Below are 23,535 nucleotides of genomic sequence, written 5' to 3'. Positions count from 1 at the left end.
GGGTGGGTCAGGTCAGGGCGCCGGACAGGGCGAGCGAGTGCAGGAAGCGCATCAGGGTCATCAGCACTTCCTTGCTGGAGGCCCGGCGGCGCACGTCGCACTCCATGATCGGGATCTCCGGGGCCAGGTCCAGCGCGGTGCGCAGCTCGTCGACGGGGTAACGGGGCGCGTCCGGGAAGGAGTTGACGGCCACGACGAAGGGGACGCCGCGTTCTTCCAGCCGTCCCATGACGTCGTAGCTGACCTCCAGGCGGCGGGTGTCGACCAGGACGACCGCGCCGAGCGCGCCTTCGAACAGGCCGTTCCACAGGAACCAGAAGCGTTCCTGGCCGGGGGTGCCGAAGAGGTAGAGCACCAGCTTGTCGGTGATGCTGATGCGGCCGAAGTCCATGGCCACGGTGGTGGCCGTCTTCGAGTCGGATCCGTAGTTGTCGTCGACCCCGATGCCGGCCTGCGTCATGGTCTCCTCGGTGGTCAGCGGTCTGATCTCGCTGACCGAACCGACCATGGTGGTCTTGCCGACGCCGAAGCCGCCCACGATCACGATCTTCACCGCGGCCTGGGCCGTGTGCGGAAGATGGTCCTCGGTGCGTGGGCCGGGGATGGTGTCAGAGCCGTTGAAGTCCATGCATCACCGCTTCGAGGAGTGAACGGTCAGCGACCGCCTGGCGCACGATCGGGGCGCGCGCCTGCACCAGTTCGGTCACGATCAGCTCGGTGATCAGGACGGTCATCGCGCTGAACGGCAGGTTGAGGTAGGCCGACAACTCGGCCACGGACAGGGGCGCGGTACAGAGCCGGAGCACTGCCGCCTCCTCCGGCGAGGCGGACGGCGGCGGCGCGGCGCGCGCCACGATTAAGGTGACCAGGTCGAGTTCGGCCCGGCCGCCGTCGGCGGCGCCGGCGATGGTGTACAGCCGTTCGGGGTTCCTGGGCGGTTCCTCGCCGTCCGCCGCTTCCGAGGGTGGCGGGGGCGGCGGTGGTGGGGGCGGCAGGGGCTGCGGCCGGCGCCGTTTGCGTCGCGGAGGAGTCATACGGTCTGCCCGTTCCGCCGGGGCGGACTGGTGAGGTGGGTGCCCATCCGGACGACGAGGTCGCGCATCATGCCGCTCATCCGGCCCGGCTCGCAGGTGACGTCGGCGAGCACGGCGAGAAAGGCGTTGGCGCCCGCGTTCATGAGGTAGAAGTAGCCGCCTTCGATCTCGATGACCACGAGCTTCATCTCCCCGGCGCCGGGGAGTTCCTGGATGATGGCACTGGCGAGGCTCTGTACGCCCGCGCAGGCGGCGGCCACCCGGTCTGCGGCGTCGGGGTCGCTGCCGTAGCGGGCGATACGCAGTCCGTCGGCGGAGAGGACCACGATCATCTCGATGCCCGGTACGCCGTCGTTGAGCTGCTTGAGCATCCAGTCGAAGTTGCCTCGCTGCTGGATCACTTGAGGTTCCCCTCGTCGTCGGTGGCGCCCTCGGTGGCGGTGTCCGAATCGTTGAGCAGGTGCAGGTACGCGGTCGGGTTCAGCGTGAAGTCGGTCAGTTCGGCCGCGGTGGCGTTCTCGGGCATGCCCTTGCGCAGGCCGTCCCAGAACTCGTCGACCCACATGCCCGGCGGCCGGTCCCGGAGCTTCTGCAGCTCGGGGTCGATCTCGGGCTCCGGTTCGGGCTTGGGCCCGGGCTGGGACCAGATGGTCGGCCTGCCCTCGCGCTCGGCGCGTTCGATGGCGGCCTGCTCGGCGATCCGCTGACTGAGCGGGGTCTTCACCCGGCTGCGGCGCTGCGGCAGACCGCCCGCCGTCCACTCGGTGACCTCGGGGACGTCGTCCTCCATGGAGATTCCGGCGGGGATGCGGGGGCTGGTGGGGCGGCGCTTCTTGGGCGGGCGCTTCGGGCCCTCCACGGCGCCGAGCTCGGGCTTCGGCACGGCGGTGGCACCGATGCCGTGGGCGGCGCCGACGCCGGGCTCGGTCGTGGTCATGACGCTCGGTACGACGAGGATCGCGCGGACGCCGCCGTAGGCGGAGGCACGCAGCGAGACCTGCATGTCGAAGGCCTTGCAGAGCCGGCCGACGACGGCGAGGCCGAGCCGCGGGCTCGAGCCCAGGTTCTCCGCGTCGTCGCCCGCCATGGCGTCGTGGATCGCCTTCTCGATGCGGGCACGGCCTTCCTCGCTGAGGCTGACGCCGGCGTCCTCGATCTCGATGACGAGGCCGCTCTGCACCTCGGCGGCGGTGACGTGCACCTTGGTCGACGGCGGCGAGTAGCGGGTGGCGTTGTCGAGGAGTTCGGCGGCCGCGTGGATGATCGGCTCGACGGAGGTGCCCTTGATGTTGATGTTGACGATCGAGTTCAGCTCGATGCGCCGGTACTCCAGGATCCGGGACATGGCACCGCGCAGCACGCTGTACAGCGACACCGGCAGCGGCCACTGACGGCCGGGGCGGCCGCCGCCGAGAACGGAGATGGTGTCCGCGAGGCGGCCGATCAGCGCACTGCCGTGGTCGAGGCGCAGCAGGTCGTCGAAGACCTCGGGGTTGCGGCCGTGGTCCTCCTCCATCTCGCGCAGTTCGTTGGCCTGCTGGTGGACGATGGCCTGGATGCGGCGGGCGATGCTCACGAAGGAGCGCTCGGTGGCGTCGCGCATCGAGATCTCGAAGTCGGCGCCCTTCAGTGCCGTGCGCAGCAGGGTGCGCTGCGACTCGGGCATGTGGCGCAGTTCGGGGTCGAGGTCGACGGTCTTGCGCATCACCTCTCTGAGCGGTTCTCCGTAGCGCAGCCGGCGGAACGCGGTGGGCAGGATCTCGGATCCGAGGCGGACGATCTCCGCGTCGTGGGCGGCGAGGCGGTGCTCCAGATACGCCGTGTGACGGGCGTGCTCCGCCTGCGCCTCGCGAAGTCGGCGGCCGCGGCGGACAACCTCGGTGGCCGTGGCGAGGACCAGCAGCAGGGCCACTGCCCCGCACCCGCCGACGGCGATCCGGGCCGAGGCCGGGACCAGGGCGACCGCGGCCCCGGCCGCCGCGGCCATCGCTATGGCCGGCAGCAACAGCACGCGCGCATAAGGACGTTCACGGCCGCCGGGAGGCTTCTGAACACTCACCATGGATGCCTTCTGAGACGAATCGGCTGGGTGTCGGGGGAGCTTGTGGGGGGAAGGTTCATGGAACTGAAGGGATCTTCCAGAAGTTTGGGAACAGACGCACGAATACACCTCAACTCGGTGCGCCGCGGGCGAGCTTAGTCCGACCGGATCATCGCCGTGTCATATTCGGCAAGCACCTGAAATCGCCCACGCAACAGGAGTACGCTCGGCCCCATTTGCACGCTGGGCATTCGTTCGAACACATGGCGTGACGACGTACGGACGCACGAGAGTGACCCCCCGTGATGGGTGAAAAGGCGGCTCAGACCCCGACGATCCGCAGCGCCGCGTCGGCGGTGGCGCGGGCGAACTCCGCGACGGAGCGCTCCGGTTCGGAGCGGTGCACCAGGATGACGCCCTCGATCAGACCGAAGACCAGATCCGTGCGCAGCTCCAGCTCGCTCTTGGCGAGCGCTCCGCCCGCGACGGTGGCGGCCAGCAACTGCCGGTAGGCGTCCTTGAGTTCGGCCCGTACGGCATGGAAGCCGGCGAACCGCTCGGTGCGCACCTCGGGCAGCAGGTAGAGCCCGCCGAGATTGTGCGGTCCGCCGCACAGCAGCTCCACGTCGGTGCGGCACAGCTCCCACAGCCGGTCCTCGGCCGACGCTGCGGCCTCGGCGCTCTCGGCGAGCAGCTCACGGGCCCGGGCCAGCGAGGGCGTGACGGTGGACTCCAGCAGCTCGGCGAGCAGCTCCTCCTTGCCGGAGACGTAGTGGTACATGGACGCCTGGCGCATGCCGGCGCGCTCGGCGACAGCCCGGGTGGTGGTGGCCGCGTAGCCGCGGGTGGTGAACAACTCGGCCGCCGCGGCGAGCAGTTCGGCACGCGGTGCGAGGCCGCTGTCCGGCCGCTGCGCGGCCCGCGGCCGGCCGACCCGGCGACTGCTGCCCGTTCCCATGAGTTCGATCCTCGCACACCCCCTCGTCCGGTGATCTCCGTGAGGGCCCGGTAACCGCCCGGCAACGCACGCGCAATGCCGACGACCCGGCCCGCACCTAATTTCTGTCGCACGACAGAAATCCACCCACCCCCCTCGGCGAAAGGTCCCGCCATGGCGACAGCCACCACCCACGGAGCCCGTGACCACGCCCGCGCCCAGGAGGGCGGCCGTGCCGAGGCCATGCCCGTCGTACCGGCCCGGGACTGGCCCGAGCCGCCCTGCTCGGCGGGCCACCTGGTGTGGGCCGAGACCGTGGCGGGCGGCAACTACACGCACCGGGTGCTGGCCCGCGGCACCGAGCTGCGGCTGACCGATCTGCTCGGCGACGCCTGCGCGCATCTGCTCCTGTACGTGGACGGCCGCCCCTGGGAGCGACTGAACGCGGCCGACACGGTGAAGGTGCAGTGGAACGCCTACCTGGGCGAGGGGCGGCTGCTCCTGTCCGACCAGGGCCGGGTGCTCGCCAGCGTCGTCACCGACGCCTCCGGGCGCCACGACGCGCTGTGCGGCACCTCCACCCTCGTCCGCAACACCTCGCGCTACGGCGACGGCACCCCGCAGGGTCCCTCCCCCGCCGGTCGCGAGCTGCTGAAGCTGGCCGCCGCCAAGAACGGCCTGGAGCCACGCGACCTGCCGCCCTCCCTCTCTTTCTTCCAGGGCGTCGAGGTGCGCGAGGACGGTGTCCTGGAGTTCACCGGCTCGGCCGGCCCCGGCGGCAGCGTCACGCTCCGCGCGGAGCAGGACGTGACCGTACTGATCGCGAACGTGCCGCATCCGGTGGACCCGCGCCCCGAGTACATCAGCACTCCCCTGGAGGTCCTCGCCTGGCGGGCCGCGCCCACCGCGCCCGGCGCCCCGCTGTGGGAGGCCACCCCGGAGGGCCGCCGTGCCTTTCTCAACACCGCCGAATTCCTCGCCGCGAGGGGGCTCGTATGAAGACCGTCGTTCCGGCCCGTGCCGCCTGGTCGTCCGTCGTCCGCGGCGGCGGCACACTGGCCATCACCGACCTGCACGGCAACCAGGCCGTCGACTTCCTCGTGTACGACGCCCACGACACGTCCGTGCGCTACAGCGCCCCTGACACGATCCAGGCGCAGGGCACCATCTTCCTGACCACGGGCAGCGTGCTGCTGTCCAACGAGCACACCCCGCTGATGACCGTCGTCGCCGACGAGGTGGGCCGGCACGACACGGTCGGCGGCGCCTGCTCCAAGGAGTCCAACTCCCTGCGCTACGGCCACCACACCTGGGCGCAGCACGCCTGTGCGGACAACTTCCTCGCGGAGGGCGCGAAGTACGGCCTGGGCAAGCGGGACCTGGTCTCCAACGTCAACTGGTACATGAACGTGCCGGTCGAGAAGGACGGCACGCTCGGCATCGTGGACGGCATCTCGGCACCGGATCTGTCGCTGACCCTGCGCGCCGAGCGGGACGTCCTGGTGCTGGTCTCCAACTGCCCCCAGATCAACAACCCGTGCAACGGCTTCGAGCCGACGGCGGTGGAGATGACGATCACGGAGCCCGGGGCATGACCTTCGAGAAGGTACTGGTCGCCAACCGGGGCGAGATAGCCGTCCGGATCATCCGCACCGCCCGCGCTCTCGGCCTGCGCACGGTCGCCGTGTTCGCCGACCCGGACCGCTCGGCGCCGCACGTCCGGCTGGCGGACGAGGCGGTGCGGCTCGGCCCGGCGCCCGCGAAGGAGTCGTACCTCGACGCGGACCTGGTGCTGAAGGCGGCCAAGGACACCGGAGCGGGCGCGATCCACCCGGGGTACGGCTTTCTGTCCGAGGACGCGGCCTTCGCGCGGCGCTGCGAGGACGACGGGATCGTGTTCGTGGGGCCGACGCCGGAGCAGCTGGAGCTGTTCGGCGCCAAGCACAGGGCCCGCGCGGCGGCCGAGGCGGCCGGGGTGCCGCCGGCGCCGGGGACGGGGCTGCTGGCGGACCTGCCCGAGGCCCTGCGCGAGGCCGCGCGCATCGGCTATCCCGTCATGCTGAAGGCGACCGGCGGGGGCGGCGGTATCGGTATGTCGGCCTGTCGCTCCGCCGCCGAGCTGACCGAGGCCTGGGAGCGGGTGCAGCGGGTGGCCGCAGCGTCCTTCGCCTCCGCCGGGGTCTTCCTGGAGCGCCTGATCGAGCACGCCCGCCATGTCGAGGTGCAGGTCTTCGGCGACGGCACGGGCCGGGTCGTCACCTTCGGCGACCGCGACTGCTCCCTGCAGCGCCGTAACCAGAAGGTGGTCGAGGAGGCCCCGGCACCCGGACTGCCCGGCCACGTCCGCGACCGACTGGCCCGGTCCGCCCGCGACCTGTGCGCCGCGGTCGGCTACCGCTCCGCCGGCACGGTCGAGTTCGTGTACGACGCGGCCCGCGAGGAGGCCTTCTTCCTGGAGGTCAACACGCGCCTCCAGGTGGAGCACCCCGTCACCGAAGAGGTCTACGGCGTCGATCTGGTCGCCTGGATGCTGCGTCTGGCGCGCGGCGAGACGGACGTCGTACGCGACCCCGGCCCTCCCCGAGGCCACGCCGTCGAGGCCCGCCTCTACGCCGAGGACCCCTCCCGCGGGCACCGGCCCGGCGCGGGTCTGCTGACCCGGGTGGAGTTCCCGGCCGGGGTGCGCGTGGACGGCTGGGTGGAGACCGGCACCGAGGTGACGACGTCGTACGACCCCCTGCTCGCGAAGGTGATCGCGTACGGCCCCGACCGCGCGCAGGCACTGCGCCGGCTGGCCGAGGCGCTGGCCCGCACCCGCGTGGACGGCATCGAGACGAACCTGGGCCTGGTCCGGGCGGCACTGGCCGCACCGGAGTTCCGGGCCGCCGGCCACTCCACGGCGACCCTGGCCGGCGTCACCGACCCGACCCCGCGCATCGAGGTGGTCTCCGGCGGGACGCTCACCACGGTCCAGGACTGGCCGGGCCGCACCGGCCACTGGCAGGTGGGCGTGCCGCCGTGCGGACCGATGGACGACCGCTCCTTCCGCCTGGGCAACCGGGCGCTCGGCAACCCGGAGGGCGCGCCCGGGCTCGAATGCACGCTCCAGGGGCCCTCGTTGAGGTTCAGCCACGCCACGACGGTCTGTGTGACCGGTGCACCGGCCCCGGTCACCGTGGACGGCAGGCAGGTCGGCCAGTGGGAGCCGGTCACCGTACCGGCGGGCGCCGTCCTGGAGGTCGGCGCGCCGCTCGCCCACGGCCTGCGCACCTACGTCCTCCTCGCGGGCGGCGGCCTGGACGTGCCGCCGTTCCTCGGCAGCGCGAGCACCTTCACACTGGGCCGGTTCGGCGGCCACGGCGGGCGGGCGCTGCGCACGGGCGACGTCCTGCACGGCGGGGCGGTCGCCGAGGGCACCGCCGTGGCGGAGCGCCCCGAGTTCACCGCCGTCTGGCAGGTCGGCGCCGTCGAAGGACCGCACGCGGCACCGGAGTTCTTCACCGAGGACGACATCCGCGACTTCTACGCGGCCGGCTGGAAGGTCCACTTCAACTCGGCGCGCACCGGTGTCCGCCTGGTCGGCCCGGCGCCCCGCTGGGCCCGCGCCGACGGCGGTGAGGCGGGCCTGCACCCGTCCAACATCCATGACACCCCGTACTCGGTCGGCGCCGTCGACTACACCGGCGACATGCCGGTGCTGCTCGGTCCGGACGGACCCTCGCTCGGCGGGTTCGTGTGCCCGGCGACCGTGCTGAGCGGCGAGCGGTGGAAGCTGGGCCAGCTGCGGCCGGGCGACACGGTCCGCTTCGTGCCCGTGGACGTGACGGGCGCGCCCCGCCCGGAGATCGCCGACGGCGGGGTGCTGGCCCGCGACGGGGACGTCACCTACCGCCGCAGCGGCGACGACAACCTGCTCGTCGAGTTCGGCCCGATGCAGCTCGACCTGGCCCTGCGCATGCGGGTGCACGCCCTGATGGAGGCGGTGGCGGCGGCGGACCTGGACGGGGTCACGGACCTCACGCCGGGCATCCGCGCGCTCCAGATCCAGGCGGACCCGGGTCTCCTGCCGCAGCACGAACTCCTTGCCGCGGTAGGGCGGATCACGGCGGCGCTCCCGCCCACCGCCGAGCTGACCGTCCCCTCCCGCACCGTCCACCTCCCGCTGTCCTGGGACGACCCGGCCACCCGCGAGGCCATCGCCCGCTACATGGCGGGCGTCCGCGACGACGCACCCTGGTGCCCGTGGAACATCGAGTTCATCCGCCGGATCAACGGCCTCGGGTCGGTCGAGGAGGTGTACCGCACGGTCTTCGACGCGGAATACCTCGTACTCGGCCTGGGCGACGTGTACCTGGGCGCCCCGGTGGCCACCCCGCTCGATCCGCGCCACCGCCTGGTGACGACGAAGTACAACCCGGCGCGCACCTGGACGGCCGAGAACTCGGTCGGCATCGGCGGGGCGTACCTGTGCGTCTACGGCATGGAGGGCCCCGGCGGCTACCAGTTCGTTGGCCGTACGACCCAGGTGTGGTCGGGGTGGCAGCAGCGGGGCGCGTTCGAGCCGGGCGCTCCTTGGCTGCTGCGCTTCTTCGACCGGATCAGGTGGTATCCGGTGGAGCCGGACGAGCTCCTCGGGCTGCGGGCCGACATCACCGCCGGCCGCTTCGTCCCGCGCATCGAGGAGGGCACCTTCTCGCTCTCCGCGCATCAGGCCTTTCTCGCCGAACACGCCGATTCCATCGCGGAGTTCAGGGTCCGGCAGCGGGCCGCGTTCGCGGCGGAACGGGACGCCTGGGAGGCGGCGGGCGAGTTCGCCCGGGCCCAGGCGGCGGCCGCACCGGCGGCACCGCCGGCCGAGGTGGTCGTACCGCCGGGCGGGCGGCTGGTCGAGGCCGAGTTCGCCGCGTCCGTGTGGCAGGTGAACGTGGCACCGGGCGACACGGTGACGGCGGGGCAGCCCCTGTTCACCCTGGAGGCGATGAAGATGGAGTCGAGGGTGCCCGCACCGGCCGACGGCGTGGTGAGCGACGTCCTGGCCCGGCCGGGTGACCAGGTGGAGGCGGGAACCGCGCTGGTCGTCCTGGCGCCGCCCACGAACTGAACCAGAGCCGTCCACTGATCCCGGCATCACCCGGGAGCTGCCCGAGGAGCACGTATGACCTGCACCGTCAGCCGCGTCGAGGCCGCCTACGCCCGTATCGACGCCGTGGAACGGCCCGAGCTGTGGATCGGCCTGCGTCCCCGTGCGGACGTCCTTGCGGAGGCCCGCGCGATCGACGAGCAGGTGGCGGCAGGCGCCCGCCTCCCGCTCGCCGGGCGGCTGCTGGCCGTCAAGGGCAACATCGATGTGCACGGGCTGCCCACCACCGCGGGCTGCCCGGCGTACGCGTACGACCCCGCCGCCGACGCCCCGGCCGTGGCGCGGCTGCGGGCGGCAGGCGCGCTGGTCCTCGGCACGACGAACCTGGACCAGTTCGCGACCGGCCTGGTCGGTACCCGCTCCCCCTACGGTGCGGTCCCCAGCGCCCACGACCCGGCCAGGATCAGCGGGGGCTCCAGCTCCGGCTCGGCCGTCGCGGTGGCCCTCGGCATCGCCGACCTCGCGCTCGGCACGGACACCGCGGGCTCGGGCCGGGTGCCGGCCGCCTTCAACGGCATCGTCGGCCTCAAGCCCACGCGCGGCCTGGTGCCCACGGCGGGCGTGGTCCCGGCCTGCGCCTCCCTCGACTGCGTGACAGTGTTCGCCCGCACCCTCTCCGAGGCCGAGGAGGCCCTTGCGCTCATGGCCGCCCCGCCCGACCGCCTTCTCCCGCCCCTCCCGCAGCGCGCCCCCGGCCCATGGCGCATCGCGGTCCCGTCCCGGGCGGGGCTCGGCGAGCTGGACGCGGGCTGGGCCGAGGCCTACGCGCGCACGGTGGAGCACCTGGGCGAGGTGGGCGCGTCGGTACGGGAGATCGACCTCGCGCCCTTCACGGAGGCGGCGGCGATGCTCTACGAGGGCGCGTTCGTGGCCGAGCGCTACACGGCCGTGGGCCCCTTCATCGACAAGTTGATCTCCCAGGGCGGTGAGGGGCTGGATCCGACCGTCGCCGGCATCATCACCCGCGCCCGTGACATCCCCGCCCACCAGCTCTTCACCGATCAGGCCCGGCTGGCGGACCTGCGTGCGAGGGCGCTCGCCGGACTGGCCGACGCCGACGCCCTGCTGCTCCCCACCACACCGGGCCACCCCACGCTCGCCGAGGTGGCCTCCGATCCGCTGGGCGCCAACGCCCGCCTGGGCCGCTTCACCAATTCCACGAACCTCTTCGACCTGGCCGCGGTCGCCGTACCCGCGGGCGAGGTGAACGGTCTCCCCTTCGGCGTGATGCTCATCGGCCCGGCGTTCACGGACGACCGCCTGGCCGCCGTCGCCCGCACTCTGGAGCCGGACACCCGCCTGGCCGTGGTCGGCGCCCATCTGACCGGCCAGCCGCTGAACCCCCAGCTCCTGGCGTTGGGCGCCGTCCTGGACCGCACGACCACGACGGCCCCGGTCTATCGCCTGCACGCCTTGCGTACGAATCCGCCCAAGCCCGGCCTGGTACACGTGGGCGAGGGCGGCGCCCCGATCGAGACGGAGATCTGGCGCCTCCCGGCAGGGGGCCTGGGCCGCCTCCTGACCACGCTGCCCCGCCCGATGACCCTGGGCAGCGTGGAGCTGGCGGACGGCACCAGCGTCCCCGGCTTCCTGTGCGAACCGGGCGCCCTGCCGGAGGCCGAGGACATCACCGGCTACGGCAGTTGGCGGAACTACTTGAAACACCGGTGAGGGCAACTCCCCCAGGGCGCGGGGCCGAGCAGATATGCGGCTCCGCCGCGTGGGCGCGACCAACCGCGAAGCACCCGCACCCGCCGAACGGCGAATCACCCCACCGACGAGTAGGCGACCACACCCCGCAGCAACTGATCAACAGCCTTACGCGCGGCCTTCGCCACCGTCGACCCCTCCACAGGAGAAGCCGCCGAGATCTGCCCGAGGACATCGATGACCTGCTTGCACCAGCGCACGAAATCACCCGCCGGCATCTCCGCCTCGCGCAGCACCTCGTCGAGCCCCGTCCCCGAGGCCCACATGTAGGCGGCCCAGGCGAAGCCCAGATCCGGCTCGCGCTGGCCGACGCCCTCGGTCTGGTTGATCCGGAAGTCCTCCTCCAGAGCGTCCAGCCGGCCCCAGATCCGGACCATCTCGCCGAGCGCGGCTTTCGCCTTGCCGGAGGGCAGCTTGGGCGCCATGGCGTCGTCGCCGACCCGCGCCTCATACACCAGCGCCGAGACACAGGCGGCGAGTTCGGCCGGGGCCAGGCCCTCCCAGACGCCTTCGCGAAGGCATTCACTGGCCAGCAGGTCGAGTTCGCCGTAGAGCCGGGCGAGACGCTTGCCGTGCTCGGTGACCTCGTCGCCGCGCAGGTAGTCCAGTTCGGTCAGCAGCGCCACGATCCGGTCGAAGGTCCGCGCGATGGTGTTCGTACGGCCCTCGATACGGCGCTCCAACTGCGAGGTGTCGCGCAACAACCGGTGGTACCGCTCGGCCCAACGCGCATGGTCCTCCCGGTCGTTGCACCCATGGCACGGATGCGCCCGGATCGCCGTCCGCAGATCGGCGATCTCACGGTCGTCCGCCGCCTGGGACCGCTTCTTGCGGGCCCGCTCGGGCGGGATGTGCCCGGCCTTGGTGCGCAGCGCCGAGGCGAGGTCCCGACGGGACTGCGGGGAGCGCGGGTTGAAGCTCTTCGGGATCCGCATCCGGTCCAGCGGCTCGACCGGCACCGGGAAGTCCATCGACGCCAGCCGCTTGACCTGCCGTTCGGCGGTCAGCACCAGCGGGCGCGGGCCGTCGTGGTGGTCGAAACCGCGGTGGCCGTTGGAACGGCCGGCGGGCAGGCCCGGGTCGAGGACCAGGGCGAGGCCCGCGTACTTGCCCGTGGGCACGTGGATGACGTCGCCCGGCTTGAGCCGCTCCAGGGCGACGGCGGCCTCGGCGCGCCGCTGGACCGCGCCCTGCCGGGCCAGCTCGGTCTCGCGGTCCTTCAGCTCGCGGCGCAGCCGCGCGTACTCCTCGAAGTCGCCCAGGTGGCAGGTCATGGAGGCCTTGTATCCCTCCAGGCCCTCCTCGTTGCGCTGCACCTGGCGGGAGATCCCGACGACCGACTTGTCGGCCTGGAACTGGGCGAAGGAGGTCTCCAGCAGCTCGCGCGAGCGGTGCCGGCCGAACTGCTCGACCAGGTTGACCGCCATGTTGTACGACGGCTTGAAGCTGGAGCGCAGCGGGTAGGTACGCGTGCCCGCGAGACCGGCGAGGTGCTCGGGGCTCATGCCGCGCTGCCAGAGCACGACCGCGTGGCCCTCGACGTCGATGCCACGGCGGCCTGCACGGCCGGTCAACTGGGTGTACTCGCCGGGGGTGATGTCGGCATGCTGCTCGCCGTTCCACTTGACGAGCTTCTCCAGGACCACCGAGCGGGCCGGCATGTTGATGCCGAGGGCGAGGGTCTCGGTCGCGAACACGGCCTTGACCAGTCCGCGCACGAAGAGTTCCTCGACGACCTCCTTGAAGGTCGGCAGCATGCCCGCATGGTGGGCGGCGATGCCACGCTCCAGGCCTTCCAGCCACTCGTAGTAGCCGAGAACGTGCAGGTCCTCGGACGGGATGGCGGCCGTGCGCTCCTCGACCAGCGCGCGGACCTTCTCCCGCGCCTCCTCGTCGTTGAGCCTGAGGCCCGCATACAGGCACTGCTGGACCGCGGCCTCGCAGGCGGCGCGGCTGAAGATGAAGGTGATCGCGGGCAGCAGCCCCTCGGAGTCGAGGCGCTCGATAACTTCGGGCCGGCCCGGCGTCCACACACGGGAGCGCTGTCTGCGCTCCCGCTCGCGATCGGCCTCGCGCATGGCGCGGCCGCGCCGGCGGTCCTGGTACGACGGCCGGGTCGCCTCCATGCGGGCGAGGCGGGCGAGGTCGGGGTTGACGGCCTTCTTGTGGCCCTCCCCCTCCTCGAACAGGTCGTACATCCGGCGTCCGGCGAGCACGTGCTGGAACAACGGCACGGGCCGGTGCTCGGAGACGATCACGTCGGTGTCGCCACGGACGGTGTCCAGCCAGTCACCGAATTCCTCGGCGTTGGACACGGTCGCCGACAGTGACACCAGGGTCACCGACTCGGGCAGGTGGATGATCACTTCCTCCCAGACGGCGCCGCGGAAGCGGTCGGAAAGGTAGTGCACCTCGTCCATGACCACGTAGCCGAGGCCGAGGAGGGTCTGCGAGCCGGCGTACAGCATGTTCCGCAGTACCTCGGTGGTCATCACGACCACCGGGGCGTCGGAGTTCACGCTGTTGTCGCCGGTGAGCAGGCCGACCTGGTCCGTGCCGTAACGGCGGCACAGGTCGGCGTACTTCTGGTTCGACAGCGCCTTGATGGGCGTCGTGTAGAAGCACTTCTTGCCCTGCTGCAGGGCGAGGTGGACGGCGAACTCGCCGACGATCGTCTTGCCCGAGCCGGTGGGGGCGGCCACCAGCACACCCTTCCCCGTTTCGAGGGCCTGGCAGGCCTCGATCTGGAAGGGATCGAGGCCGAAGTCGTACATCTCGCGGAAGGACGCGAGGGCGGTGGCCTGCTCGACTGCCCGCTTCCGGGCTGCCGCGTACCGCTCGGCCGGTGAGAGGTCCTCTGTCATCGTGCTTTCGAGCGTACCGGGCCCCACTGACAACAGGACGATCATTATCCCAACGTGGGCTGATCGACAAAGACGGATGCCCCCGTCCTCGGGGGACGGGGGCATCGCGGTGCGAACTCGGTGGACGCTCAGGTCACGTCGTCATAGCCGTTGACCCGGTCCGTGCTCGCCTGCTCCGGCAGGGCACGGCTGGCCGAGACGGGCTCGATGTCGCCGATGTCCTCGGGCGTGAGGTCCAGGTCGGAGGCCTCGTCGTCCCCGGGGCCGTCGGCCTCGCGGCGGGCTCGGCGCCGGTCGTTGATCAGCGCGATGGCCACGGCGATGAAGTAGAGCGCCCAGATCGGCGCCGCCAGTGCCAGCATCGTCATCGGGTCGGGGCTGGGCGTGGCCACGGCCGCGAAGGCGGTGATGCCGACCACCATGCCGCGCCACCAGCCCAGCATGCGCCGCCCGGAGAGGACGCCGGTGAGGTTGAGCATGATCAGCAGCAACGGCATCTCGAAGGCGAGGCCGAAGACGACGATCATGCGGGTGACCAGGTCCAGCAGGTCGTCCAGCGGCAGCAGGTTCTCAGCACCGCCGGGTGTGAGGTCGATCATCACCCGTGCCGTGGTGGGCAGCACATTGAACGCGAGGTAGCCGCCGCCGAGAAAGAGCGGGAAACCGAAGCCGACGAAGGCGTAGGCGTACTTCTTCTCGTTGCGGTGCAGGCCCGGCGCGACGAACGCCCACAGCTGGTAGAGCCAGACCGGCGACGCGAGCACGACACCAGCCATCAGGGCGACCTTCAGGGCCAGGGTGAACGGCGCCAGCAGGCCGCTGACCGTGATGTGCGCGCAGTGGGCGTTCTTGGCCTCGGCCAGCTCACCGAAGGACTGACGGCAGCCGATCTCGTCGAGCACCGGCTCGGTGATGACGTTGACGATGTCCCTGTAGAAGAACGCGGCCACGATCGTGACGACCACGATCGCCAGAACACCCTTCGCGAGCCGGTTGCGCAACTCACGCAAGTGATCCGCGAGCGGCATCCGCCCCTCGGGATCCGTCTCCTGCTTGCGGGCAGACTTGAGCAACCCACATCCTCATCTCGTGCAGCGGACCGGATGCCCCCGGCCCTCGCGTCAGCGCTGGGTCGTGTCCGTCGGCTCGTTGACCGGGCGGGAGCTGGTCACGTCGCCAGGCGCGGCCTGGATCGTGCGCTGAGCCGGAGCGGGCTCCTCGGCGGCGGATTGGGCGGTGCCGTCGGACTGCTTGCCGTCGTCCTTCATCGCCTTCGCCTCGCTCTTCAGGATGCGCGCGGACTTGCCGAGTGAGCGCGCCATGTCCGGGAGCTTCTTGGAGCCGAACACCAGGAGAATCACCAGAGCGAGGAGCAGCAGGTGCCACGGCTCAAGTCCGTTGCGGAACATAAATCTTCCCCTTCTCACCGAGGCGGGCACGTCCGACAGGTCGGACACTTGTCCGGACGTCATGCTGGCTGCGATCGTAACGCCTGGGGGTGAACGTGGGACAATCCCCCGGCGTACTCCTGCTCCGCGGACCGTGCCTCGTTCCCGGGCCGCGATCAGAGCGTACCTGTCCCGGTGGTCAACATGACAGGGCGAAGTGACCCAAACCGAGACCCGCAGGGGTCTCACAGGGTCTCGCCGCGTCCTTCACAGGGTGTCCACGGCACGGGCCGCGCTCACCGCCGCACGCTCCAGGTCCTCGGCCGCCCTGTTGATACGGCGCGCGGCGTCCGCGACCTGCTGCCCGAGGCGCCGCGCCTCCAGGAAGACCCGGACGGCGAGCACGCCCAGGACGGCGAGACCCAGGAAACCCACGGCTACCGCGAACATCGGCCAGAACATGAGGTCGAGCCTAGACGGTCCTACACCGTGGAGTGCAGGCGCAGGGTCCTGACGCCGCCGCCGGTGAGCAGCTCGACGATGCGCTCCCCTGCGGGCTTGCGCACGGAGGCGCCGCAGTCGGGGCAGGTGAAGGAGTAGAACGTCGTCCGGCTGGTGGCGCCGATGGCGAGGCGCAGGGCGCTCGCGGCCAGTTCGAAGCGGCCCCGGCAGTCCGGGCAGCCGGCCTTGAACACCACAGGGGCCACTCTCTTCATCCCGGCGAAGGCGACCGCCACCGTCATGTCCCCCGCACCGGCCCCCGGAGACTCACTCAAAGCTCTGCTCCTCTACTCCTGGTCGTTCGCCTTCGGCGCGCGCAGTGTCCGACAGGCCCCTGCCGGGGCATGGCCGGGGCGGCTCACTCCGGCCTGTCGTGAACGCCGTGCGCCGCCGCCGGCGGTGTGTCGTACGCCGCCAGTGCCTCGCGGGCCGCCCGGCGGGCGCTGTCGGCCAACTCGGGCGGCGAGACGATCCTGCCGTCGCCGCCGAGGCGCAGGGCCAGTCGGCGCAGGGAGGCCGGATCAGGGGTGCGCAGAGTGATACGCAGCCCGCCGTCGGGAAGCTCATCGGCGCTGTCGTGCGGGTAGTACTCGGCGACCCAGCGGCCGCCGGGGCCGACCTCGATCACGACCTCCGGGTCCTCGGCGGCCGGCTGCACCAGGGCCTCGGACAGGTCCCGCAGCTCGATCTCCGGGGGCGCGGAGGGCGCGTCCAGGATCCTGATCTCGGCGACCCGGTCGAGCCGGAAGGTGCGCCGGGCCTCGGAGCGGCGGCACCAGGCCTCGACGTAGGTGTGGCCGACGCTGACCAGACGGATGGGGTCGATCTCGCGCTCGGTGACCTCGTCGCGTGCGGGTGAGTAGTAGCGGATCCACAGACGGCGGCGCTCGGAGATCGCCCGGTCCACGTCGGCGAAGACTCCTCCCTCGGACTCGAAGGTCACCGAGAGGCGGGAGCTGGCGCCGGCGGTCTCACCGGCCGCCGTCTCCACCTTGGCGGTCGCCCGCAGCAGGGCCTGGCGGTCGCTCTCCCGCAGGCCGGGCAGGGTCGACACCGCGCGTGCGGCCACGAGCAGGGCCGTGGCCTCGTCGGCGGCCAGCCGGAGCGGCTCCGCCGCGTCCTCGCCGAGCGCGGCCGGGTTGTGCCACCAGATGCGCTCGCCGTCGGTGTCGATGTCCAGCAGGTCGCCGCCGCGGAAGCTGGTGCCGCACATGGGCAGCAGATCGAGGTCGGAGACCAGCTCGTCCTCGGTGATGCCGAAGGCGCGCGCGACGTCTGCGATCCGCGCGCCGGGGCGCTCCCTGAGGTACGTGACCAGCGAGAGCATCCGCCGGGTCTGGTCGATGGCGTTCACGGGCCTGGCCGATTTGCCTGCCATGGTTCTGCTCGCTCCCCCTCAGCCCTTGGCCACGGCACGCAGCCGGTCCACCACGTCGGCCCGCAGCTCGGCCGGCTCCAGAACCACCACGTCCGGTCCGAACTCCACCAGCCAGGCGTCCAGCCCGTGCCCGTACGGAATCTCCAACTCGTCCCATCCGTCGCCGAGTTCCCGGATCCCGGTGGCCTTCGCCCGAAGGGGGTAACCAGCGCCGGAACGCAGCCTGATCAGCGCCGAACGGTCGGCGATCTCGCCCGCCCAGCCGGCCACGGTCTCGCGCACGGTGACGACATCGGGCACGGGTGCCGTGAAGCCCGTACCGCGCGAGCGGACCCTGCCGGTGATCCGGGAGAGCCGGAAGACGCGCTCGGCGCTCCGGTCGCGGTCCCAGCCGGCCAGGTACCAGTGGCCGCGCCAGCATTCCAGCGCCCACGGTTCGACGTGCCGGGGCTCGGGGTGGGCGGCGGTGGCCTTGCGGTAGTCGAAGACGACCGGACGGCGGTCGCGGCAGGCCAGCATCAGCGGTTCGAAGGCGGCCTCGTGCACCGGGATGCGTGGTTCCAGGGCGCCATGGGTCTCGTACGGGTCGACGTCCTCCGGCAGCCCGGCCGCGCGCAGCTTCTGCAGCGCGCCGCTGGCCGCGCCGGCCAGGCGGGCCTGCTGCCAGACCTTGGCGGCCAGGCCCAGGGCGGCGGCCTCCTCGGCGTCCAGGGTGATGGGAGGCAGGCGGTTGCTGTCACGGCGGGCGAGGTAGCCCACCTCGCCGTCGAGGTTCTCGACGGTCTCGATGACCAGGCCCAGCTCACGCAGGTCGTCCTTGTCCCGCTCGAACATGCGGTTGAAGGAGTCGTCGCTGCCCGCTTCGAGGTACGCCTCGATGGACTCACGCAGCTCGCGCTTGCTGAGCGGCCGCCGGGTCCCGAGGAGACACAGCGCGAGGTTCATCAACCGCTCGGCCTTGGCAATGGCCATCGACGCCCAACGCCTTCCTTATGGTGCTTACGAGCGACGACCGTACCGCTCCCCCGTACCCCCGCAAAAGCCGAGGGCCCATGCCTGGACAGGCATGGGCCCCAGATGATCGGGTCCGGTCGGATCCGGCGATCAGACGGCGAGCAGGTCGACCACGAAGATCAGGGTCTCGCCGGCCCCGATCAGCGGGGTCGGGCTCTGGTTGCCGTAGGCGAGGTGGGCCGGGATGGTCAGCTGGCGGCGGCCGCCGACCTTCATGCCCTGAACGCCCTGGTCCCAGCCCTTGATCACACGGCCCCCACCCAGCGGGAAGCGGAACGGGGTGCCGCGGTTCCAGCTGGCGTCGAACTCCTCGCCCGTGCTGAAGGCAACGCCGACGTAGTGGACGGTGACGGTCTGACCCGCCTGCGCCACCTCGCCGTCGCCCTCCCAGATGTCCTTGATCTCAAGGTCCGCCGGCGGCTCGCCGCCCGGGAAGTCGATCTCGGGCTTGTCGATGTTCACGTCAAAAGCTCCTGCTTGTGTACGACACGGAACACGGTCAGTCTTTCATCTCCGCAGGTCTGCCGCCCGCCACCGACAAGGGGCGCGGCTGCGCCTACATCGCGGCCAGAATGTCCACCGAGAACACGAGGGTGGAGCCCTTCTTGACGGCGCCGCCGGCCGGCGGGGTGTCGCCGTAGCCCAGGTCCGGCGGTACGACGATCATCACCCTGCTGCCCACCTTCTTGCCGGTCAGGCCCTGGGCCAGGCCCTTGACGGCCTGCTGCATCTGCTCCAGCGAGAACTGGCTGAGCCGCCCGGAGTCGTACGTCTGCTCGAACGTCTTGCCGCCGTCCCAGACGACGCCCTTGAACTGGCACAGGATCGCCTGGTCCGCCTTCAGCTCGGCGCCGTCGCCCTCCAGGACGTACTCCGACACCAGCTTCTTGGGCGGGTCGGACTTCGGGACGGTGATCTTGGGCGCGGCGCCGTCGGTGTTGGTGCCGACCTTCGGCAGCGTGGCCCCGCCCTGCGCGACCAGCTGCTCGACCGGCTTGCCCTTGGACGAGCTCTTGGAGTTGAAGGCATCGATCAGGTCGATGACGAAGACGAGGGTGTCGGTGCCCTTGATGCCCGCCTGCGGGTTCCCCGCCTTGCCGTAGCCCCAGGTGGGCGGGACGGCGATCTCGACGCGGCTGCCCACCTTCTTGCCCGCGAGGGCGTACCGCCAGCCGTCGATGATGCTGCCCTGGGCGAGCTGCATGAGCAGCGGGCGGTGGCGGTCGTAGGAGTTGTCGAAGACCTTGGCGGTGCTCCAGATCTGGCCCAGGTAGTTCGCCTGGATGAAGTCGTTCTCCGCGATCGTGCGGCCGCCGCCCGCGATGACCGTCTTGACCGCGAGCTTCTCCGAGGGGTCGCCCGTCCCCTTGGCGACGGTCGGCTTCTCGCCGAACTTCGTGCCCGCCGTGATCGCCGGCAGCGGTCCGTCCACGATCTTGGGCGGAGGCGCGGCGGACACCGAGGCCGAGGCCGACGGTGACGCGGCGGCCTTGCTCGAGTCGGACTTGTCGTCGCCGCACCCGGCGAGCGTGACCAGTCCTGCGGGTACAGCGGCCAGAAGGAGTGAGCGTCGGCGCACGGAGATGCCTCGTAATCGGTCGATCTTGTGGATTGGCGTGCGCGCGCAACTCTACGGCGTGCGAAGGGCGCCGTACGGGAAACGTACGGCGCCCGTGTTGCGTTCCGGCAATTCTGGGCGGAAACGCTTGACTCACATAACTTCGTCACATTCCGGCGATGAGCTTCTCCACCCGGTCGTCCACCGACCGGAACGGGTCCTTGCACAGCACGGTGCGCTGTGCCTGGTCATTGAGCTTCAGGTGCACCCAGTCCACCGTGAAGTCCCGGCGCTGTTCCTGTGCCCGGCGGATGAAGTCGCCGCGCAGCCGGGCCCGAGTGGTCTGCGGGGGAACCGACTTGCCCTCGAAGATCTTCAAGTCGTTGCAGATCCGGGCGGCTTGGCCCTTCCTCTCCAGCAGGTAGTACAGGCCGCGACGGCGGTGGATGTCGTGGTAGGCGAGGTCTATCTGGGCGACGCGCGGGTGCGACATGGTCATGTTGTGCTTGGCCCGGTACCGCTCGATGAGCTTGTACTTCATGACCCAGTCGATCTCGGTGCCGATCCGGTCCAGTTCTTCGGTCTCGATCGCGTCGAGCGTGCGGCCCCACAGCTCCAGGACCTGCTCGACGGTGCCGGTGCGGATGCCGCGGCGGTCGCAGAAGTCCACGGCCTTGTCGAAGTACTCGCGCTGCACCTCCAGCGCGGACGCCTCCCGGCCGCTGGCCAGGCGCACCTTGCGCCGGCCGGTGATGTCGTGGCTGACCTCGCGGATCGCCCGGATCGGGTTCTCCAGGGTGAGGTCGCGCATCACGGTGCCCGCCTCGATCATGCGCAGCACCAGGTCGGTCGCGCCGACCTTGAGCAGCATGGTCGTCTCGGACATGTTCGAGTCGCCCACGATGACGTGCAGGCGGCGGTAGCGCTCGGCGTCCGCGTGCGGTTCGTCGCGGGTGTTGATGATGGGCCGGGAGCGGGTCGTCGCCGAGGAGACGCCCTCCCAGATGTGCTCCGCGCGCTGGCTGACGCAGTAGACGGCACCGCGCGGGGTCTGCAGGACCTTGCCCGCGCCGCACAGCAGTTGCCTGGTCACCAGGAAGGGGATGAGGATGTCCGCGAGCCGGGAGAACTCCCCGTGCCGGGCCACCAGATAGTTCTCGTGGCAACCGTAGGAGTTGCCCGCCGAGTCGGTGTTGTTCTTGAAGAGGTAGACGTCGCCTGCGATTCCCTCCTCGTGCAGGCGTCGTTCCGCGTCCACCAGGAGTCCTTCGAGAATGCGCTCGCCTGCCTTGTCGTGGGTGACCAGTTCGGTCACGTTGTCACATTCGGGTGTCGCGTATTCCGGATGTGAGCCCACGTCGAGATAGAGTCGGGCGCCGTTTCGCAGAAAGACATTGCTGCTGCGGCCCCATGACACGACACGGCGGAAGAGGTACCGCGCCACCTCGTCAGGAGACAGGCGCCGCTGTCCCCTGAACGTGCACGTGACGCCGTACTCGTTCTCCAGCCCGAAAATGCGGCGGTCCATGAGTGAACATTACGCCCGATCCCCTGAGCTGAAACGGGGTTCGACAGCACGATTTGGATCATTTTCCGGTGAAGCCGCAACGACCCCGCTCCGCGCGGGAGCTGCGAGGACCCGTCCGGTGGCGAGCAGGACCAGCAGGGACACGGCTCCCGCCGCCCCCGGGAGCGCGAATCCCCAGAGCGCGCCACCGGCCTGGACCACCGGGCCCGCCAGCCCCGTTCCGACCGAGGCACCCACGGTGAACGTCGTCACGAGCCAGGAGAACGCCTCGGTGACGGTTCCGCTCGGCGCGTGCCGGTCGACGATGATGAACGCGCAGGCGATGCAGGGGGCGAGGAACACGCCGGCGACCACGGTGAGCAGCACCATGGCGACCGCGCCCGGCATCAGCATCAGCGGCAGGTAACACACCGCCAGAAGGGCCACCAGGAGGCGCAGTCGCCGCTCGGGCGTGCCGGTCCACCGACGGGCGCCGTAGACGGTGCCGCCGACGAGCGCCCCGAGACCGAGCGCGGCCATCAGCCAGCCGTAGACGGCGTCGCCGCCGTGGTCGTCGGCGTAGGGCACCGAGGCCACGGTGATGGAGCCGAGCGCGACGCCGACGAACAGGAAGGCGCCGAGCAGCGCGAGCAGGCCGGGCGAGCGCAGGGCGCCCAGCCAGTGCGCCTCGCGCGGTGCCGAGCGCCACGCGCGCGAGGGCGGCGAGACGACCACGGAGAGGGCTCCGAGGACGCCGACGGCGTTGAGCACCAGCAGGGCAGCACGCTCCGACCAGAGCGACACGCACAGGGTCACCAGCAACGGGCCGACCGTGAACATCACTTCCTGGGCGACGGCGTCCATGGCGTACGCGGTGTGCACCTGCTCCTCGCGGCGCAGCACGGAGGGCCACAGGGCGCGCAGGCCGCCCTCCAGGGGCGGGACGAAGAGGCCGGCGGCCGCGACGGCGGCGTACGCGAGCGGCAGCGGATCGGTGCCGGAGAAGGCGAAGACCGTCATGGCCAGGGCGGAGAGCACGGCGGCCGGGAGCTGGACGCGCGGCTGCCCGTACAGATCCACGAGCCGGCCCAGCACCGGCTGGCCCACCGCGTTGGCGACGCCGTACACGGCCGCGAGGGCGCCCGCCAGGCTGTACGTGCCGCCTTCGGCGCGGACGAAGAGCAGCAGAGCGATCGCCGCGGTCGCGTTGGGCAGGCGGCCCACCAGGGTGCCGGTCAGCAGCCGGGCCGCGTGCCTCGCCCTGAGGATCTCCAGGTATCCCGCGGCCATCCCGCCTCCAAGTGTTACGTATAACGTCCTCGCTCATACGTACCATGTGCGCTGTTCACACGTCCAGACGACCAGGAGTGCGCCGACGGGCCGCAGCGCCCGCAGGCGAACGAACCAGAGCAAGAGGAGCAGACCCACGGTGGCACGCAGCAGCACGCGCCCGACCAGCCGTGACGTCGCACAGGCGGCCGGGGTGTCCCAGGCGGCCGTCTCGCTCGTGCTGGGCGACAAGTGGCGCGGGCGGGTCTCGGAGGCCACCGCCGAGCGGGTCCGTCAGGCCGCGCGCGACCTGGGCTACCGGCCCAACCTCGCCGCCCGCAACCTGAGGCTGGGCCGCACCCGCACGGTCCTGCTCGTGGTGCCGGCCCTGACGACCGAGTTCTTCGCCGGCGTCTACACGGGCGCGGCACGGGTGGCGGCCCGGCACGGCTTCGGCGTCGTGCTGTACCCCTCCCCCGAGGGCATCGGCCCGGCCCGCAACCCCTTCGCCTCCGCACAGGCCGCCCTGGACGGCGTCATCGCCTCCTCCATGGCCGCCGACGCGCTCACCGCGATCAGGGGCGACCAGCTCCCGCTGGTCATGCTGGACAGCGACCCGGAGGGCAGCCTGGGCGCGGCGACGGTGAACCTGGACATCGCCGACGGCGTCCGGCAGGTCGCCGAGCACCTGCTGGACCTCGGCCACCGCCGCATCCTGCACCTCTCCGCCGACGTGCCCTCCTGGACGTTCGAGATCCGGGCACGCGAGCTGGCGGCGCGGCTGGCCGCCGTACCGGGGACGGAGATCCGTACGGCCCCCGCGCCGATCTCCATCGAGGGGGCCCTGGCCGCCACCGAGGACGCGCTCACCGCACCCGGCCCCCGGCCGACGGCGGTGGTCTGCGACGACGACAAGCTGGCCGCCGGCGCCTACAAGGCCCTGCGCCGCCTCGGCCTGCGTGTCCCGGACGACGTCTCCGTGACCGGCCTGGACGACCTGGCCCTGGCCACCGCCATCGACCCGGAGCTGACGACGGTGCGGCTGGACGCCGAGTTGTTCGGGGAACGCGGGATGGAGACCCTGCTGGCGGTCCTGGAGGGTCGGGAACCGGACGGCGGGGACATCCCCGTCGAACTGGTCGTGCGGGGCTCCACGGCGCCGCCTCGCAGGTCCTGAAACGCGGAGTGCCCCGG

General features: G+C 71.4%; 21 protein-coding genes. 5 read left to right on the top strand and 16 right to left on the bottom strand.

The genetic code is table 11. From position 1 onward, the window contains the following. Positions 1 to 7 precede the first annotated feature (7 nt). From ABZ471_RS18320 to ABZ471_RS18300, 5 genes are all read right to left on the bottom strand, one after another. The gene (locus tag ABZ471_RS18320) at positions 8 to 628 is read right to left on the bottom strand and encodes an ATP/GTP-binding protein (protein WP_359067682.1); all 621 of its coding nucleotides are present in this window, start codon (positions 626 to 628) and stop codon (positions 8 to 10) included. Further along, positions 609 to 1,034 (bottom strand): DUF742 domain-containing protein, encoded by a 426-nt coding sequence (locus ABZ471_RS18315; RefSeq protein WP_359067680.1) that lies wholly within the window; start codon positions 1,032 to 1,034, stop codon positions 609 to 611. The genes ABZ471_RS18320 and ABZ471_RS18315 overlap by 20 nt, the downstream gene beginning before the upstream one ends. Further along, complete coding sequence (locus ABZ471_RS18310) at positions 1,031 to 1,435, bottom strand: roadblock/LC7 domain-containing protein (RefSeq protein ID WP_359067678.1); 405 nt, start codon at positions 1,433 to 1,435, stop codon at positions 1,031 to 1,033. The genes ABZ471_RS18315 and ABZ471_RS18310 overlap by 4 nt, the downstream gene beginning before the upstream one ends. After that, positions 1,432 to 3,096 carry an ATP-binding protein gene (locus ABZ471_RS18305; protein WP_359067676.1) on the bottom strand — a complete coding sequence of 555 codons (1,665 nt, stop codon included), beginning with the start codon at positions 3,094 to 3,096 and terminating at the stop codon, positions 1,432 to 1,434. The genes ABZ471_RS18310 and ABZ471_RS18305 overlap by 4 nt, the downstream gene beginning before the upstream one ends. A 301-nt stretch (positions 3,097 to 3,397) precedes the next feature. Beyond that, a complete protein-coding gene (locus ABZ471_RS18300) occupies positions 3,398 to 4,033 on the bottom strand; it encodes a helix-turn-helix domain-containing protein (RefSeq protein WP_359067674.1) in 636 nt (211 codons plus the stop codon). A gap of 153 nt (positions 4,034 to 4,186) precedes the next feature. Here ABZ471_RS18300 and ABZ471_RS18295 point away from each other — a divergent pair, with 153 nt between their 5' ends. From ABZ471_RS18295 to atzF, 4 genes are read left to right on the top strand one after another with little or no spacing between them, the layout of a single operon-like run. Beyond that, positions 4,187 to 5,011: an urea amidolyase associated protein UAAP1 gene (locus tag ABZ471_RS18295; protein ID WP_359067672.1), complete on the top strand. Its 825-nt coding sequence runs from the start codon at positions 4,187 to 4,189 to the stop codon at positions 5,009 to 5,011. After that, positions 5,008 to 5,607, top strand: coding sequence for an urea amidolyase associated protein UAAP2 (locus tag ABZ471_RS18290; RefSeq protein ID WP_359067670.1), 600 nt, complete (start codon positions 5,008 to 5,010; stop codon positions 5,605 to 5,607). The genes ABZ471_RS18295 and ABZ471_RS18290 overlap by 4 nt, the downstream gene beginning before the upstream one ends. Next, positions 5,604 to 9,113: a 5-oxoprolinase/urea amidolyase family protein gene (locus ABZ471_RS18285; RefSeq protein WP_359067668.1), complete on the top strand. Its 3,510-nt coding sequence runs from the start codon at positions 5,604 to 5,606 to the stop codon at positions 9,111 to 9,113. Before ABZ471_RS18290 ends, ABZ471_RS18285 begins: the two co-directional genes overlap by 4 nt. A gap of 54 nt (positions 9,114 to 9,167) precedes the next feature. Then, complete coding sequence (atzF, locus tag ABZ471_RS18280) at positions 9,168 to 10,823, top strand: allophanate hydrolase (protein WP_359067666.1); 1,656 nt, start codon at positions 9,168 to 9,170, stop codon at positions 10,821 to 10,823. A gap of 95 nt (positions 10,824 to 10,918) precedes the next feature. Here atzF and ABZ471_RS18275 read toward each other — a convergent pair whose 3' ends face one another. From ABZ471_RS18275 to ABZ471_RS18225, 11 genes are all read right to left on the bottom strand, one after another. Next, the gene (locus ABZ471_RS18275; RefSeq protein WP_359067664.1) at positions 10,919 to 13,771 is read right to left on the bottom strand and encodes a DEAD/DEAH box helicase; all 2,853 of its coding nucleotides are present in this window, start codon (positions 13,769 to 13,771) and stop codon (positions 10,919 to 10,921) included. A gap of 83 nt (positions 13,772 to 13,854) precedes the next feature. Further along, a complete protein-coding gene (gene tatC, locus ABZ471_RS18270; RefSeq protein ID WP_359067662.1) occupies positions 13,855 to 14,799 on the bottom strand; it encodes a twin-arginine translocase subunit TatC in 945 nt (314 codons plus the stop codon). Positions 14,800 to 14,847: 48 nt separating this feature from the next. Further along, the gene (tatA, locus tag ABZ471_RS18265) at positions 14,848 to 15,135 is read right to left on the bottom strand and encodes a Sec-independent protein translocase subunit TatA (RefSeq protein WP_359067829.1); all 288 of its coding nucleotides are present in this window, start codon (positions 15,133 to 15,135) and stop codon (positions 14,848 to 14,850) included. 246 nt (positions 15,136 to 15,381) lie between these two features. After that, positions 15,382 to 15,576 carry a hypothetical protein gene (locus ABZ471_RS18260; protein ID WP_359067660.1) on the bottom strand — a complete coding sequence of 65 codons (195 nt, stop codon included), beginning with the start codon at positions 15,574 to 15,576 and terminating at the stop codon, positions 15,382 to 15,384. A 20-nt stretch (positions 15,577 to 15,596) separates the two neighbouring features. Further along, the gene (locus ABZ471_RS18255; protein ID WP_359067827.1) at positions 15,597 to 15,857 is read right to left on the bottom strand and encodes a hypothetical protein; all 261 of its coding nucleotides are present in this window, start codon (positions 15,855 to 15,857) and stop codon (positions 15,597 to 15,599) included. A gap of 116 nt (positions 15,858 to 15,973) precedes the next feature. Beyond that, positions 15,974 to 16,993 (bottom strand): WYL domain-containing protein, encoded by a 1,020-nt coding sequence (locus ABZ471_RS18250; RefSeq protein WP_359067658.1) that lies wholly within the window; start codon positions 16,991 to 16,993, stop codon positions 15,974 to 15,976. An 18-nt stretch (positions 16,994 to 17,011) separates the two neighbouring features. Beyond that, positions 17,012 to 17,965 (bottom strand): WYL domain-containing protein, encoded by a 954-nt coding sequence (locus ABZ471_RS18245; protein WP_359067656.1) that lies wholly within the window; start codon positions 17,963 to 17,965, stop codon positions 17,012 to 17,014. A gap of 132 nt (positions 17,966 to 18,097) precedes the next feature. Further along, positions 18,098 to 18,469, bottom strand: a complete 372-nt coding sequence (locus ABZ471_RS18240) for an FKBP-type peptidyl-prolyl cis-trans isomerase (RefSeq protein WP_359067654.1) — start codon at positions 18,467 to 18,469, stop codon at positions 18,098 to 18,100. A gap of 94 nt (positions 18,470 to 18,563) precedes the next feature. Continuing rightward, positions 18,564 to 19,586: an FKBP-type peptidyl-prolyl cis-trans isomerase gene (locus ABZ471_RS18235; protein ID WP_359067652.1), complete on the bottom strand. Its 1,023-nt coding sequence runs from the start codon at positions 19,584 to 19,586 to the stop codon at positions 18,564 to 18,566. A 145-nt stretch (positions 19,587 to 19,731) separates the two neighbouring features. Beyond that, positions 19,732 to 21,093 (bottom strand): Pup--protein ligase, encoded by a 1,362-nt coding sequence (pafA, locus tag ABZ471_RS18230; protein ID WP_359067650.1) that lies wholly within the window; start codon positions 21,091 to 21,093, stop codon positions 19,732 to 19,734. A gap of 9 nt (positions 21,094 to 21,102) precedes the next feature. Then, positions 21,103 to 22,362: an MFS transporter gene (locus ABZ471_RS18225; protein WP_359067648.1), complete on the bottom strand. Its 1,260-nt coding sequence runs from the start codon at positions 22,360 to 22,362 to the stop codon at positions 21,103 to 21,105. Positions 22,363 to 22,501: 139 nt separating this feature from the next. On the opposite strand from ABZ471_RS18225, the gene ABZ471_RS18220 reads away from it, so the two are divergent. Next, complete coding sequence (locus ABZ471_RS18220; RefSeq protein WP_359067645.1) at positions 22,502 to 23,518, top strand: LacI family DNA-binding transcriptional regulator; 1,017 nt, start codon at positions 22,502 to 22,504, stop codon at positions 23,516 to 23,518. Positions 23,519 to 23,535: the final 17 nt, after the last annotated feature.

This window comes from Streptomyces sp. NPDC005728 (genome assembly GCF_040630895.1).
Classification (GTDB): domain Bacteria; phylum Actinomycetota; class Actinomycetes; order Streptomycetales; family Streptomycetaceae; genus Streptomyces.
This window is presented reverse-complemented; position numbering and strand designations above follow the sequence as displayed.

Bases quoted from the DNA above. Each gene is read 5' to 3' on its own strand.
- ABZ471_RS18300 (WP_359067674.1), bottom strand. From the start codon at position 4,033: ATGGGAACGGGCAGCAGTCGCCGGGTCGGCCGGCCGCGGGCCGCGCAG.
- ABZ471_RS18305 (WP_359067676.1), bottom strand. From the start codon at position 3,096: ATGGTGAGTGTTCAGAAGCCTCCCGGCGGCCGTGAACGTCCTTATGCG.
- tatA (WP_359067829.1), bottom strand. From the start codon at position 15,135: ATGTTCCGCAACGGACTTGAGCCGTGGCACCTGCTGCTCCTCGCTCTG.
- pafA (WP_359067650.1), bottom strand. From the start codon at position 21,093: ATGGACCGCCGCATTTTCGGGCTGGAGAACGAGTACGGCGTCACGTGC.
- ABZ471_RS18320 (WP_359067682.1), bottom strand. From the start codon at position 628: ATGGACTTCAACGGCTCTGACACCATCCCCGGCCCACGCACCGAGGAC.
- atzF (WP_359067666.1), top strand. From the start codon at position 9,168: ATGACCTGCACCGTCAGCCGCGTCGAGGCCGCCTACGCCCGTATCGAC.
- ABZ471_RS18290 (WP_359067670.1), top strand. From the start codon at position 5,008: ATGAAGACCGTCGTTCCGGCCCGTGCCGCCTGGTCGTCCGTCGTCCGC.
- ABZ471_RS18225 (WP_359067648.1), bottom strand. From the start codon at position 22,362: ATGGCCGCGGGATACCTGGAGATCCTCAGGGCGAGGCACGCGGCCCGG.
- ABZ471_RS18295 (WP_359067672.1), top strand. From the start codon at position 4,187: ATGGCGACAGCCACCACCCACGGAGCCCGTGACCACGCCCGCGCCCAG.
- ABZ471_RS18245 (WP_359067656.1), bottom strand. From the start codon at position 17,965: ATGGCCATTGCCAAGGCCGAGCGGTTGATGAACCTCGCGCTGTGTCTC.
- ABZ471_RS18250 (WP_359067658.1), bottom strand. From the start codon at position 16,993: ATGGCAGGCAAATCGGCCAGGCCCGTGAACGCCATCGACCAGACCCGG.
- ABZ471_RS18255 (WP_359067827.1), bottom strand. From the start codon at position 15,857: ATGACGGTGGCGGTCGCCTTCGCCGGGATGAAGAGAGTGGCCCCTGTG.
- ABZ471_RS18285 (WP_359067668.1), top strand. From the start codon at position 5,604: ATGACCTTCGAGAAGGTACTGGTCGCCAACCGGGGCGAGATAGCCGTC.
- ABZ471_RS18260 (WP_359067660.1), bottom strand. From the start codon at position 15,576: ATGTTCTGGCCGATGTTCGCGGTAGCCGTGGGTTTCCTGGGTCTCGCC.
- ABZ471_RS18315 (WP_359067680.1), bottom strand. From the start codon at position 1,034: ATGACTCCTCCGCGACGCAAACGGCGCCGGCCGCAGCCCCTGCCGCCC.
- ABZ471_RS18275 (WP_359067664.1), bottom strand. From the start codon at position 13,771: ATGATCGTCCTGTTGTCAGTGGGGCCCGGTACGCTCGAAAGCACGATG.